Annotated in this window: 17 protein-coding genes; 6 read left to right on the top strand and 11 right to left on the bottom strand. The window is 39.6% G+C overall.

Features of this window, described 5'->3' with window-relative positions; translation table 11 throughout:
- Positions 1–65: 65 nt before the first annotated feature.
- The 4 genes from EKM78_RS01360 to EKM78_RS01375 all read left to right on the top strand — a co-directional run bounded on the left by EKM78_RS01360 (position 66) and on the right by EKM78_RS01375 (position 4,214).
- A complete protein-coding gene (locus tag EKM78_RS01360) occupies positions 66–533 on the top strand; it encodes a hypothetical protein (protein ID WP_125768258.1) in 468 nt (155 codons plus the stop codon).
- A 206-nt stretch (positions 534–739) separates the two neighbouring features.
- Positions 740–1,675 (top strand): hypothetical protein, encoded by a 936-nt coding sequence (locus EKM78_RS01365; RefSeq protein ID WP_125768261.1) that lies wholly within the window; start codon positions 740–742, stop codon positions 1,673–1,675.
- 542 nt (positions 1,676–2,217) lie between these two features.
- Positions 2,218–3,315 (top strand): hypothetical protein, encoded by a 1,098-nt coding sequence (locus EKM78_RS01370; RefSeq protein ID WP_125768264.1) that lies wholly within the window; start codon positions 2,218–2,220, stop codon positions 3,313–3,315.
- Positions 3,316–3,371: 56 nt separating this feature from the next.
- Entirely contained in the window at positions 3,372–4,214 is an 843-nt protein-coding gene (locus EKM78_RS01375; RefSeq protein WP_125768267.1) for a hypothetical protein, read from the top strand.
- A 204-nt stretch (positions 4,215–4,418) separates the two neighbouring features.
- Here the strand turns inward: EKM78_RS01375 and EKM78_RS01380 are convergent, their stop codons facing one another.
- From EKM78_RS01380 to EKM78_RS01390, 3 genes are read right to left on the bottom strand one after another with little or no spacing between them, the layout of a single operon-like run.
- The gene (locus tag EKM78_RS01380; RefSeq protein WP_125768270.1) at positions 4,419–5,357 is read right to left on the bottom strand and encodes a polyprenyl synthetase family protein; all 939 of its coding nucleotides are present in this window, start codon (positions 5,355–5,357) and stop codon (positions 4,419–4,421) included.
- Between the two features lie 9 nt (positions 5,358–5,366).
- Positions 5,367–6,362, bottom strand: coding sequence for a hypothetical protein (locus EKM78_RS01385; RefSeq protein ID WP_125768273.1), 996 nt, complete (start codon positions 6,360–6,362; stop codon positions 5,367–5,369).
- A gap of 4 nt (positions 6,363–6,366) precedes the next feature.
- Positions 6,367–6,639 (bottom strand): hypothetical protein, encoded by a 273-nt coding sequence (locus EKM78_RS01390; protein ID WP_125768276.1) that lies wholly within the window; start codon positions 6,637–6,639, stop codon positions 6,367–6,369.
- 134 nt (positions 6,640–6,773) lie between these two features.
- On the opposite strand from EKM78_RS01390, the gene EKM78_RS01395 reads away from it, so the two are divergent.
- The gene (locus EKM78_RS01395; protein WP_125768278.1) at positions 6,774–6,977 is read left to right on the top strand and encodes a cation transporter; all 204 of its coding nucleotides are present in this window, start codon (positions 6,774–6,776) and stop codon (positions 6,975–6,977) included.
- The gene (locus EKM78_RS01400) at positions 6,977–7,867 is read left to right on the top strand and encodes a DMT family transporter (RefSeq protein ID WP_125768281.1); all 891 of its coding nucleotides are present in this window, start codon (positions 6,977–6,979) and stop codon (positions 7,865–7,867) included. Before EKM78_RS01395 ends, EKM78_RS01400 begins: the two co-directional genes overlap by 1 nt.
- Here EKM78_RS01400 and EKM78_RS01405 read toward each other — a convergent pair.
- From EKM78_RS01405 to EKM78_RS01440, 8 genes are read right to left on the bottom strand one after another with little or no spacing between them, the layout of a single operon-like run.
- Positions 7,839–8,516 carry a response regulator gene (locus EKM78_RS01405; protein ID WP_125768284.1) on the bottom strand — a complete coding sequence of 226 codons (678 nt, stop codon included), beginning with the start codon at positions 8,514–8,516 and terminating at the stop codon, positions 7,839–7,841. The genes EKM78_RS01400 and EKM78_RS01405 overlap by 29 nt on opposite strands.
- Positions 8,517–8,523: 7 nt before the next feature.
- Positions 8,524–9,576, bottom strand: coding sequence for a sensor histidine kinase (locus EKM78_RS01410; protein ID WP_125768287.1), 1,053 nt, complete (start codon positions 9,574–9,576; stop codon positions 8,524–8,526).
- A gap of 15 nt (positions 9,577–9,591) precedes the next feature.
- Positions 9,592–9,840: a hypothetical protein gene (locus EKM78_RS01415; protein WP_125768290.1), complete on the bottom strand. Its 249-nt coding sequence runs from the start codon at positions 9,838–9,840 to the stop codon at positions 9,592–9,594.
- Entirely contained in the window at positions 9,837–10,394 is a 558-nt protein-coding gene (locus EKM78_RS01420) for an NTP transferase domain-containing protein (RefSeq protein WP_125768293.1), read from the bottom strand. The genes EKM78_RS01415 and EKM78_RS01420 overlap by 4 nt, the downstream gene beginning before the upstream one ends.
- A complete protein-coding gene (mobB, locus tag EKM78_RS01425) occupies positions 10,391–10,882 on the bottom strand; it encodes a molybdopterin-guanine dinucleotide biosynthesis protein B (RefSeq protein ID WP_125768295.1) in 492 nt (163 codons plus the stop codon). Before mobB ends, EKM78_RS01420 begins: the two co-directional genes overlap by 4 nt.
- Positions 10,861–12,090 carry a molybdopterin molybdotransferase MoeA gene (locus EKM78_RS01430; RefSeq protein ID WP_125768297.1) on the bottom strand — a complete coding sequence of 410 codons (1,230 nt, stop codon included), beginning with the start codon at positions 12,088–12,090 and terminating at the stop codon, positions 10,861–10,863. The genes mobB and EKM78_RS01430 overlap by 22 nt, the downstream gene beginning before the upstream one ends.
- Positions 12,090–12,557 carry a MogA/MoaB family molybdenum cofactor biosynthesis protein gene (locus EKM78_RS01435; protein ID WP_125768300.1) on the bottom strand — a complete coding sequence of 156 codons (468 nt, stop codon included), beginning with the start codon at positions 12,555–12,557 and terminating at the stop codon, positions 12,090–12,092. Before EKM78_RS01435 ends, EKM78_RS01430 begins: the two co-directional genes overlap by 1 nt.
- Positions 12,557–13,291: a HesA/MoeB/ThiF family protein gene (locus EKM78_RS01440; protein ID WP_164507140.1), complete on the bottom strand. Its 735-nt coding sequence runs from the start codon at positions 13,289–13,291 to the stop codon at positions 12,557–12,559. The genes EKM78_RS01435 and EKM78_RS01440 overlap by 1 nt, the downstream gene beginning before the upstream one ends.
- Positions 13,292–13,294: the final 3 nt, after the last annotated feature.

Raw genomic sequence — 13,294 nt, forward strand, 5'->3', positions numbered from 1 at the left:
TTTTTAGAAGTTGGAATAGGTTTTAGTATTGAAACATCTTTCGAAATCTAAGGAGATTTTTTGTAATGAAAAAGAATTTAGTATACGTAGGTTTGGTTTGTGCTTTACTGTTAACAGGAGCTTCAACGACTAATGGTGTCGCTCAAGCTGCTTGTGGAAGTACTGTTAAGGCTGCAGCTGAAAAGGGTGCAGTTTGCAAGTATTATCAAAAATTAGATAAGGCCGATCAAAAGAAGGTCGACGTTACATACACGACTACTAAAGTTGGTAGCAAGTATGATGTAAATGCTAAGATCGAAAACAAGTCGGCTAAGACGGTAAAGCTTAATTTAGGTGATATTTGTATTTACAATAAGGACGGCAATAAGATCAAATCTGCCAAGACTAATACAGTTACCGTTAAACCTAAGGGTAGTTGTACAGTGAATAAGTTATTCACCGGTGTTTCTAAAGAAACGTTGAAGAGCAAGAACGATTGCATCATCTACATGAATCCTGAACACAAACTCGGTAGCTATGACTTTAAACTTTAGATTTTTCGATGTTAACTCGATTTCTCACGTTGGGGGATCGAGTTTTTTAGTGCCAAAAAGCAGAAAATGGTGCAAGCAGTACTAGACCTTTTAAGGGTTTATTGTTGGATTTGTCGTTTGAAGGATGTAGTCTTTAGTTGAAATGGTCTGTCTTGATAAAAATAGGTTTTGCCAGAGGAATTAGCTTGTTTCTTGGGAGACTTATTATGAAAAAAGGTGTTTTTGTTGTTGGACTGCTCAGTTTGCTTTTATTGAGTGGCTGTAGTGCTTTTGGCAATTCTCATCGTGAGACTTCTTCGGTGGGGATTTCCTCAATGGATAAAAAGAATTCTGTAGCTTATGAGAAACTGTCGAAGGCTGCAAAGCGCCAAGTTAAATTTGATTTCACAGCTGAAAAAGCCGATTCAGGTTATGATATCAACGTAAATATTAAGAATGAATCGAAACACTTGGTTCGTTTTGACTTTGCTGATTTCAAAATTTTTAGCCCTGTTGATAGAGATTATGAATCTGATCGGAGCGGGAATCTTGTAGTTAAACCTCATGAAGCTTGCGGAATCACGCATCTTTTTGTGGGACTCAATAAAGACACTCTGAATGACCCTTCAAATTATTTTGTTTACATCGATCCAAATTATAAATTGAGTAAATTCACTTTCCGGATCGCCACGGGAACGAGCACCAAAGAAGCTAATGAAATGACATCAACGAACGACAATCACGTGACAACTAATGTTGATGCACCTAAGGCAGCTTTTTCAAATGGCACTTCTAATAGCACTAATGCTGCTGATTCCGGGTCTAGCGATGTCGCGGGTTCTGCAAGCTCTGGTTCAGAATCGATCAGTAAGCCAACGGCACCAGCCAAGATCTTGGATAGTACCGCCATAGCCAAAGCTCTATATCTACATTCAATGGGCTTTACAGCTGCTCGAGGTGAAGATGTCGACGTAGTTTCAACTGACTACGGATACAAAGTCACTGATAATGCATTATCAGGTTCGGCCAACTATTATAACGATTCGGGCGACGAACTAGACGACAATGGCAATGTCATTGCCACATTCTCATCATTAGCCGGACCAACCGCAGCTGATCCTGAAGGCTTTATTTATAAAAATTCAAATTATTCACAATATTAAAAAAGATCTTGAGTTGGGATGCTCAAGATCTTTTTTCTGATGGGAATTCGTTGTGGGAGATGCATGATTGCGGATTGGTAACTATAAGTTAATACTGTTTCATAGCACTCGAGTACTGATGACCATTAAATTTTCGGTGGCTGATTGATTTTCTTCCATTCTCTTTTATGAGGAAACTTGTTGCTGAGGACAGCAATCTATGTTTTAGATTTTTGATTCTCAAATTTGCTGTACTTAAAAAGTACTTTCCATTTTTATTAGCTAAACTTGCTGTAGATGGAATAATGCTGTTTATTTTTATCCTCAAGAATGTTGAAACGAGCTCCGAGGCACAGCGGCCTCCGGTTAACACAGGTGGTCGCGGCGCGGATTTGCCGCACCTTGTGCGACCACCCGCGTTAATCCTCAGCAGCTGAGCGTGCCTCTGCGCTCTCTTATTTTTATAGTAATATTTAGTTTGTGAAATTTTAATGTTCTAGTAATGGAAATGTTAATAATATGTGATAACCTTTTATTAAACGATATGAGGAAAAGGGGATTTTATGAAGTACAAGCGAGTATTATTGTCGTCGTCATTATTGTTAACATTGGCAGCAGTTTCTGCGACGAATCCACAAGAAACTCAAGCGTATACTATTTCCGATCATCCAACAACAAGTTTTGATCCTTCGGCTAATTCGGAAGATTCCGAAACTAATGAATCAGGTCCGGTCACTAGTCAGGGACAAAATAGTGGTGAGTCAGAGCAATCAACAACGACCGACCAGTCAGATCAGACGACAACGTCACAAGATAGTACTGCTTCATCACAAACAGGAGCTGACTCTGAGCAAAATCAGTCAGACGAGCAACAGACTGATCAAGGATCTGATAATACTGACCAGTCAGAAACAACTGGAAATGGCGGTAATAATGGCGAAAATAATAATTCGACCACAAACAACGGTTCTGAGCAAGAAGAAAAACCTGATCCTAACGCCAATAACAATAGTAGTGATAATACTACTGATAATTCGTCAGATGATAGTGACAATACTGATCAAGATCAAACTTCAGAAACGGCAACTGATACTGATACTAGCCAATCTAAAGATGAAAAACCTGACAAAAGTAACAACGCTGATGCTCAGGATCCAGCTGATAACCAGACTGATCTGAAGAATAATCAGACAAAATTCGACGATAAATCTGAGAATCAAGTATTAACACCAAATGAGCAAGCCACTAGTGATATTTCTGAAGCTGACATTCAAGCAGCCATTGCCGGTATGAGTGGCAACAACGATACGAGTGCTGATTCTAACAGTTCGGACCACAGTGATTATTCCTCAGGTTGGAAAGTAGCTCAGGATACTCCTAAACAAACTAATAAAGACGCTAGTACTTTTTCCAAAGTAGTCAATAATATTTGTAAATTACCCGTCGTCAGCAACATAATCTCGGGAACAAACTGCTTCTTCAATCCTGATGACATTCGGATCGGTAAAAAAATGGCCAAGATGCAGACTGAGTGGTCAAATAGTTTTAAAGATATCCCGGTGATTGGTGATTTCAGCGCCAAGTTCATCCAATTTCTTCAATCGTTCAATATCGTAGACAACATCGTGGCAAGTTTTGCCGGATTTTTCCACATCAAATAAGACTGTTTTTTAAAAACGTCTATAATTAAAGTAGTATTTAGTTATAGGGGGATATTATGAAAAAAACAGGGTTAATTGTGTCTGCGTTAGCTTTGCTAGTACTCGGGGGATGCAGTACTACTTCTAACCAAACACAAACTTCAAAGAATAATCAGTCGAAAGCAAGCAAAGTAAGCTCAGAGACGAAGTATTATCAGAACTTAAATAAGGAAGATAAACAAGATCTTAGTTTCAAGTTCAAACAAGATCGAGACGAAACAACGGAAGACTACGCTGATCCTGTCTATGTCTTATCGATGACCGTTAAAAATAAATCCGACAAAACAGTAAAATTCGACAAGTCCAAATTTATCTTTATGCATGATAAAACATACAAAATCAATTCATCCCAATCAGGGACACTAGTACTAAAACCAAATCAAACCAAAACAATCAACCAATTATTTGAAAACATAGGCGAACAAGCTTTAGTAGGCCAGGACGCCAAAGTAGTTTATTTAAACAGCAACAACAAATTAAAAGATATCAAACCTAATGTCCTACAATCAACACCAGGCAGCAGTGACAACGACAAAGCCTGGGACAGCAAAGACACCGGGAAATCAGACGCTGACCTCAATCAAAATGCCAGCGAAGCAACAGAAAACACAGCAAATAGCCGCATTAAAAGTGCTGACATGGCAAAAAGCTTATTCGTTCATGCTATGGGTATGAGTCCAGATATGAAGGATCAAGTAAGTGCAGTGCAAAATAATAAAGGATATGAAATCACATATTCAGGAATTTCCACACTAATCAATTTCAACGGTGATGAGATAGATTCCGATGGCACAGTAACACCTTATGCCAAATTAGCAGGACCAACGCATAGTTCAAATGGTTGGACATATAATGGTTAAATAAATTGAAGAGAAAAATAAAGAAAATCCCATTTTGAAGCAATCGCTTCAAAATGGGATTTTTCCTTTGAATTTTTGTTTTAATTTATTTTAAATAATAAGCCAGAGATAGACATGTGAGAATTAGGAAGCATCAAAAGTGCCTATTTAACAACCAAAAATCGAAAACTCTCAATCAATGAGCACACAAACTACCACCACATTCTAAAGCAACATATTAACCAACTTCTTCAAATCCTGCTTAGCCTGAATATTTGGCAACATATCAATATCGAATACAGCTTGGTCTTTGTACTCCTTGACCATTACTTGAGCAGCGTCTACGCCATTGTCGATTATATATTCAGCTGTTTCAGCTAAGGCTTTGTCACCAGTTCTTCCGGCTTCAGCGATGTTGTTTAAGAAGTCGGGGCCAGCTTTAGCTACGGCAAAGATAGTTGGTAGGGTAAACTCACCACCTTGGAGCATGTATAGTGGACCGAATTGGTCTTCGGTGGTATTGATACCGATCAAGTCTAGGATCTCACTCTTGATTTGGTAGGCAAGACCGATAGTTCGACCGATCTGACCAGCAGAATCGATCAAAACGTCGTTGGCATGAGTAGCTTGAGCACCGAACCGGCAAGCAAATTCGAACATTACGGCAGAACGTGCTTCGATCCGTTTGATGTATTCGCCGACATCGCTGACGGGTTTGACCATTTCTTCATCAGCCAACAGTTGGTTAGTCGTGATCTCTTGGACGGCCTCGATCTTTCCTTGTAAGTCGTCGTCATCGGCCGAACATTTCCGAAATTCGACATCGATCAAATCAGAAAAGTATTCCACCATAAAATTCAATTTGATCGAATCGGGACCTGATTGGTGCTTACGCATCATTTCGTTACGTATGTAAAACATTTGCATGGCAGCAGCGGCTGATTGCAAAGAATTGTCACGTAAGTCTTCTGCGCTAGCATCGCCAAATTCAGAAAACAAAAAGAAGAAAGCGGCGTGTAAAAATCTTTCTGAGTGCAAGTATCGACCAGCTTCACTAATGATATCGTCATTGTGCAATTCTAGTAGGTGACGCATATAGTCTTCGAGTCCTACTAGCTGGACATTTAATTTTTGAAATTGTTCAAAAGGTGATACAGCTGTCATAATTTTCCCCTATTTAAATTTATCGACTTCGACCTCAAGATTTTCAGCAATTGGCATAAAAACATCAGTGAAGAATTTTTGTGAATTGAATTTTTCGCCCTTTTCGATAATGTCGTTACATTTTTTCCAGGCGTCGGTCCGCATTAATGTTGCTAAATTCTTGCGGATAGTGTTGAGATGCTTTTTCAAGTTAGGGTTGGTACTGCCGAAAGCTTGAATGTAGAAGTAAATGATCTCGTTAAAAGTATTGTCTAAGACCCAGAAGAAAGTATTGCGCATTTCTGGAAGATTCATCATTTGACCAAAAGGCATGTCTTTGAGGATTTGATCTTTAACAAAGCTAGCTGATGAAACTAAGATCGCATTTACTTGTGATAAATCGGCAATGTAATTGGCATAATGATCGAATTGATCTTCCTTTAAATCAAAACCGATTTTCTCTTTTCTTTGATCAGCTTGCATGTTTTGTAGCTGTTGTAAATTAGTGGCTTTGACTTCTTGGCTTTCGGCGACTAATTTCTTTTCGACATCACGCAAGATCGTTTGATTTTCGTTCAAATATTTCATGATGGCAGGCCACAATTTGTCATTGAAAGTATCATTAAAGTGGTTGAAGAGATCGTCGGTGTAAATATCGAGGACGTCTTTTTCAGATTTAAAATCTTTGACGTGAGATTCGAATTGGACCACGATCGGCGTACCAGTTTTCTCTTCGCCAGTGGCGTAAGTTTTGCCGCTCTTTAAACGTTGTTCATTTTCCCATTGCTTTAATTCGTTGAGATCCAATAATCCTAAAGGCATGATCGTGATCTCTGAGTGAGTAGCTAAAACTTGTAAGGCGAAAGGAGTGTCGGGCTTTTGAGTTTCGATGAAAGACTTCAAAGTTACCCGCAGCTTCTTTTGATTGTCGAGATGATCCTCAGGATCAGCATAAAAAGCAGACGATTGGATCGGCGCGTTTTCGAAGCGATTATTGATCTGGTTCTTTAAGTCATTAATGTCCATGAAATTACTCCTTTGTTTCGAATTGAGGCTTGATCTCTGCTAAATGCTTTTTACCAGCATCAGTTAAAGTGGCCTTTTTCAAAGTGGCGGTGGCTAAAGGATAGTTTTCGATCTCCTCCAAGGCAAGGTCGTTGAACCAACCAGAGTCTTTGACAGAATCGATAGTTTGGTAAAGCATTGAATTGCGATTAACTTGTCGATTGGAAGTGAAATACTTACGATCAACATCTTTTAAGAGTTGATAAACAGATTCTTCTAAAGAAATATTATTAGCCATAATATATTATCCTCCATATTCGTTAATTATATTTTATATTCTTTACGTATCATTTGAAATTAGTAATTTGCCTAAGTTAAAATTTAAAAGATGTTTGCTAAAATGGATTTAATAATTTTGAGGGGGATTTTATTATGACAAAGAAAATTTTGATTGAAGGATTAAAATGCGAAAAATGTCCAGTCCACATTGCTCAAAAACTCAGCGATGTCGAAGGCGTTGATCGCATCGAAAAGAATATGGACAATATGACAGCTACAGTTATCGGCAATGCTGATATCGATGTGGTTCGTCAAGCTTTAAGCAGTACTCCATTTAAGATCGAGGAACTTGATTAATGGAGAATAGTAATACCAAAAAAGCTCAACGATTAGGAGTTGAGCTTAATTTAATTTCATTGCTATTTAGCAGCATCAGTCCGGTATTAAACAAGTTTTCTTTGGTAAGTTTAAATCCGATTTTAGGAGCTTTGTTCACCAGTGTGTTCGCAGCTATCTTTAACTTGGTTTTGATTTACTTCATGTACCATGATTTTTCAGTCATCAAAGATAAATGGGTCATCTTCTTAGGACTTACTAACGGTGTGGGTGTTATCTTACAGTATGTTGCACTATCTTTGTTGAGCCCAGTTACCGTAACTTTGATAGCTCGGATCTACTTGGTATACGTCTTCGTTCTTTCGTATATCTTCTTGAAAGAAAGATTGACACGTTGGGATTACTTAGCCGTGATCCTTTGTATCGCTGGTTCGATCTTCGTTTCTTCAGGTCGGGTACAGATCGATAGTTTCTGGGGCATTGTTTGTGCCTTTGTTTATCCATTTATGTACGCTGCCAACAATATTATTGCGAAATACTTAGTTCAAGATAACAATCCTGGGAATGTCTTGTTTTACAATCACTTAGTTTCCGCAGGACTGTTATTGATCACTGGAGTTTTGATCCCCGGAACTTTTGCCGGTATCAAGGCTCAAGCTGTAACATTTAACTTCTTTGGAGCCTTTTTCAATGGCTTCTTATCACTCTTGTTGTTCTACACGAGTTTGAAGTTTATTACCGCTGGAAAAGCTAACATTGTCCGTGCTTTAGGACCGTTAGTAGTAATTGTTTATTCATACTTCTTCTTCCCAATCGATATTACCGCTAATATTATTATCGGTGCCTTGTTATTGATCATCTCGACGACGATCGTAACAATGACTAAAAGTCGATCAGGTGATGCTGCATAGCGAAGTGCAAGAGCTCGCGTCGTGAATTAAAGCCAAGCTTTTTCATGATGTTAGTTTTATGAGCTTCAATTGTTTTTCTAGTAACGAATAATTTCTCCGCTATTTCTTGGTTGGAGAAACCTAAACAAATAAGAGGTAAGACCTCACGTTCACGTCTGGATAAGTTAACAAAGTTTAACTTGTCCAGATTTTTTTCGTCTGGATCTTGATCTTTTTCTTGTTTTTCTTTGATGATATTGTAGTCGTTTTCCGTCATGACGATGTTTTTGTCGATGTATGATTCGTCGACGTCAGCATGGTCGAGGGCGTTGATCAGTTCTTGTTCGTCTGAACTTTTTAGGACGTAAGAAAGAGCACCATTAGCAATGGCACTATTGATATATTCAGGTTCTTCGTGCATTGATAAGACGATTTGTTTCACTTCAGGGTGATAGTCGTGGATCCTCTTGATCGTCACCAAACCACTCTCCCCAGGTGGCATCGAGATGTCGACAATGGCAATGTCGATATCTTGATTTTCGATGATCGAGTAGGCTTGATTGCCATCTTGAGCTTCAGCCGTGACCCGAAATTTGTTGGTGTTATTGATTGTATAGGCTAGGCCCTTGCGTAAAATCTTGAAATCGTCAGAAATTAGTACGTTTTTCATATTTTACTCATTCCTCGTTTTTAGTCGGCTCCGTACTACCTTTGTATGGAAATTCCGCAGTTATAGTGGTTCCATCATTAAGCTGTGAATCTACTAGGAAGTAGCCATTGAGCGACTTGACACGTTCGTTCATGTTGATAATTCCTAATGATGATCCATTGTAAGATTTCTTGGTGTACATATTGAAGCCAACACCGTCATCAATTACTTCAAGCGAGATCTTATTCTTGTGCGAGACGAGCATGATAACGATGGTATCAGCTTTTGAGTGCTTGATAGCGTTAGTGACTGCTTCTTGAACGATCCGATATAAGGTAGTTTGAATATCATCGGATAGAACAGAAAGATCACCACTTCGATCGATGAAATCTAATTCGCTGGAAGTACTAGGCTGCATCCGCTTAATTAAGGCATGGATCGCTGCGATCAAACCGAAATTGTCTAAGACAGCAGGTCGAACATCGACAGCTAAGCTCTTAATGTCAGTCAGCGTCCCTCGAAGCTGATCTTGGACTTGTGAGATTAGTTTGTCGTGTTCTAGATCACCAGTTTTTAGATGACTCAAAGTCATGATCGAAGAATAAACTGATTGGGCCACACTATCGTGTAAGTCCTCAGAGATCCTTTTACGCTCGTTTTCTTGAGTCCGGTTGATCTTGCGTACGATGTCGTGATTGTCCTCTATTCGTTTAAGTCGGTCTTTCGCCGCATTGTTACGGATGACGATCGAATAAACGCCCTCGCTTTCATCGATCAAATAATAATCGAGTGAAAATGATAAGTCCTTAAATTGCTTTTTATCTGTGATGTTTAAAGAAACGGAGTTGTGATGCATGGTCTCTTTAACGATACAGTTAACGCAGTTATTCGTCTTTGACCGGTTCTCCGCCATATCAGTCTGGACGAGCTGGATCATGTAATTCACATCCAGGTCCATGCCATTGATCAATTCCTGGGCAGCGTTATTCACAATGACAACTTTGTCGCCCTGAACGATCAAAGTAGCGTCGGGTGAGTCCAAAAAATTCTTTTGAATCCAAAGGGTATCGCTATTTTTCATAGTTTATCATCTCTACTAATATTCTGGTTTTTCTTCGGAATAAGCAGGGTCGAGAAATTCAGCGTAATGATCATAATCTTTCTTGATCAACATGATCCGACGCTCAAGATTGTCGATCGCCTCGTCTTGTTCCAAAGTTCTTAAATCGTCTCTTTGCGTTTGCATTTCATTTTCTAAAAGAGTTCGCTGGATCGAAAGGTCGTTCATACAAATACGAATTAGTTTCTGGAAGTCGCCCTCAGTCATCTCAGACTTGTTTTTCATTGTAGATCCTCCTGATAATTGATGTTCTGAATTTGATAATTTGCCAAAAAAACGGTGTCGCAGGCAGCTGTTTTTAAAACGTCTTGCCATCTGAAATGACGATTGCGTAATTGACTTTTGAATTGGCGCAGTGATAGGTCAATATGGCAAAAAGTATATTGTGGTTCACCACCACAGTTGATGTAAGCGCTTTGATTTTGAATCAATTTTAACATAACCGGGTTAATATTTTTGTAATCAGTTGCTAAGACGATCAAATCTGCTCGGTCTTTCCCTGTTGCTTGGAAGTAGGACCAAAGAGCAGAGATGGGCCCACGATCGATCAACGGCTTTTGATCTTGGATAACTTCGATGTCTTTTACATCGTAAAAAAGCCGTCTAATAGCGTGGTTGTTGTTTTGGTTCGTTGAAACGTAGCAGCGGTCTACGAAAGGCAAGAGCTTTTCTGCAGTATATTCAACATTAGTCAAAACTCGCGTGTTGAAATGAGCTAAAGCCTTGTCACTTTGGTAACGAGTAGATTTTCCGCCTGCAAGGATCAGTCCGTCTGTCATAATAATTCCCTCAAAAACTTCGTAATAAAATCCCTTTTGATATCCGGATCTAGTAAAGAAACAATTTCTTTACTAGTGGTAGTTTGTTGAATGCTGACGAAATGCAAAATATTAGTGGCTTCCCCAAAGTCATTGGGCGTTTCGTCTTCTTTTAGTAGGACTATCTTTGGATAGTCCAATTCCTTCAGACCTTCAATGATCAAAAAATCAGCTGGAGTAGTCTGCTGCATTTGCCTGATTTGTTCTTCAGCTGTTCGATTTAGGCCTCGTTGGTAGTGGATCGTTTGTGAATCATTCAGTAGTAAGACATCATTTGATCGCTCATAAAACTTGCCAGTGTCAGTGTTGTTAGGTATATCAACAGGTCCGTGGGTATGCTTGACGACAGAAATTTGGTAGTTGAGTTGTGGCGCTATTTTTAAAAAGTCATTGGTCAAAGTGGTTTTGCCACTTTTTTTATGACCGACTATTTGAAAGGTAACAACCAAGTTCTTAAGACGCTTCCTTTAGGAGTGATCGAGTCGCCACGGGGGATCTCAAACATGCAAGTTGCTCGTTGCAAGTTATTCAAATTTCCAGAAGCGTCGCCACCGACACGACCGATCTCGATTTGATCTTTATCGATGTGATATTTACCACGTAAGATCCGGTCGTACATATTAGTCTTGGTATATTCTGCGTTTAATGTTCCCTGACATTCGATCAAACGACTGGCTTGCTTTTGCATCAAGCGTAGGGCGTATTCAACATATAGGTAGAAACCGGTAAAGCAAGCACCAGGATTACCTGAGAGTCCAAAATACATCGTTCCTTTATCGACAAAAGCTGTTGTTACAGAGCCGGGACGCATTTCTAGTTTGTTAAATAATAGTTGGTCTGCCGACTTTGCTAGATCCGCAATGATATCGAAGTCGCCGACAGAAACCCCGCCGTCTGTAATGATAACGTCGCATTTTCCTTGAAGGTCAGTGACAGCTTCTTTTAGTAATTGTGGATCATCTTTGATCTGCGTATAGCTAATGACTTGAGCGCCATTTTCTAGACAAAGATTCTTGATGAGTGGGCCATTGCTGTTGTATATCTTGCCATTTTTGATTGCTTCACCAGGATGAAGTAATTCTGAGCCGGTAGTGATGATACCGATCTTTGGTTGTTGATAAACTTTGATCTCTTGAACATCGAAGGCTGCTAATAAACTAATGCCACCAGGATTGATCTCGGTATCTTTAGCTAATAAGGTGTCGCCTTCTTTAAAATAGTCACCGATCTGGGTGATGTTATCTTTTTTCTGGATCTCTGAGATCTCAACCGTGTCATCGTCGATCATTTTGGTCGTTTCTAGCATTACCACTAGATCTGCTCCATCAGGGACATAACCACCAGTCATGATCCGGACCGCTTCACCAGAAACGATAGGACGATCGAAATCAGCTCCGGCAGGGATGTCGCCTACGACTTTCAAGCGAGTCGGGAAACTCTTTAAATCTGACTTGATCAAAGCGAAGCCATCGTAACCTGATCTTCTAAAAGTAGGGAGATCGTTAGGGGCAGTGACATCTTCAGCGATGACCCGATGATTAGCTTCACTAGCTTTGATCGTTTCGATCTTGGATGGTAGTTTAGCGACGCTTTCTTTGATCACTTCTCGTGCAGCGTCAATGGAAATAGCATTTCTCTTATCAACTGGTGTATACATTATTTAGTTATCTCCTTTATTAAGTGTGGTAAATCAGGCAAGATGACTCGCTCAAGGGCAGTTTTGCAAGCGTTGGTCGAACCAGGTAGTAGGTAGCAGAGTTGTTCGCTAGCAGTAATACCAGCGGCAGCTCCAGAAGCTAGGGCACGGATGCCGACCTCATCGACACTGATCCTGCGGAAGTATTCGCCGAATCCCGGGATGAGTTTGATGAATTCTGGCTCTATCGTATCGATCGTCACATCTCGAACAGCAATGCCAGTACCGCCGTTAACTAAAATAAGTTTCGAATCAGTCTTTACAAGTTCATTGTACGCCTGAATTATTTCTTTTGAATCATCTTTAACGATATATTTTTGGAATAAATTATATCCTTCATTAGTTAATTTTTCCTGTAAATATAAACCTGATTTGTCAGTTTCCTCAGTTCGAGTATCGCTAACAGTGATGATGGAAAAATCTATCATTATTTATTACCTCCATGAAGTGGGCAGTTGGAGCTAACGTGCACGCCAATTTTGCGGAAATCGAAATTCCAATTGTCGACGACCATCAATTTTGCAGGGACGACTTTTTCAGGACGGGTCAAGAATTTCATGGCCATTGAAGCTTCTAAACTGCCGGTGATGGCTACGATCATGGGATTCGTTCCGATGTTGGCTGAAAGCCCGAGCTTTGCGATGTCTTGTTGAGGATAAAGACATTCTAGACAAGCATCATCGGTGGAATTCATGAACATAGCTTGGCCTTGGTTACCTGCACAAGTTGCAAAAATGTGCGGCAGATCTTTTTGAAAACAGTCGCGATTGATCTGATATTTCACAGGGAAATTATCGGTACAGTCTACGACTAGTTGATATTGATCTGTTATTAGTTCTGATGAATATTTTTGTTCTATAGTATTTATTTTAACGTTGCTGTTAGCTGCCTGTAAATGCTGTTTCATAGCTTCTAACTTACCTAGACCATTTTTAACATCATCTTCGGTATAAAGATTTTGCCGATGAAGATTTGTTAGTTCCACTTGATCAAAGTCAACTAAAGTAATCGAACCGACTCCGGCTTTGACTAATTCTGAGGCAACGAAACTTCCGAGTCCCCCGACACCGATAACTAAAACATTGCTTTTTTCTAAATTAGCTTGACCTTTCGAACCAATTTGTTCGATTTTTAACTGACGGTCATATCTGCTCGTAACCATTTC

This window comes from Companilactobacillus furfuricola, assembly GCF_003946325.1.
Classification (GTDB): Bacteria; Bacillota; Bacilli; order Lactobacillales; family Lactobacillaceae; genus Companilactobacillus; species Companilactobacillus furfuricola.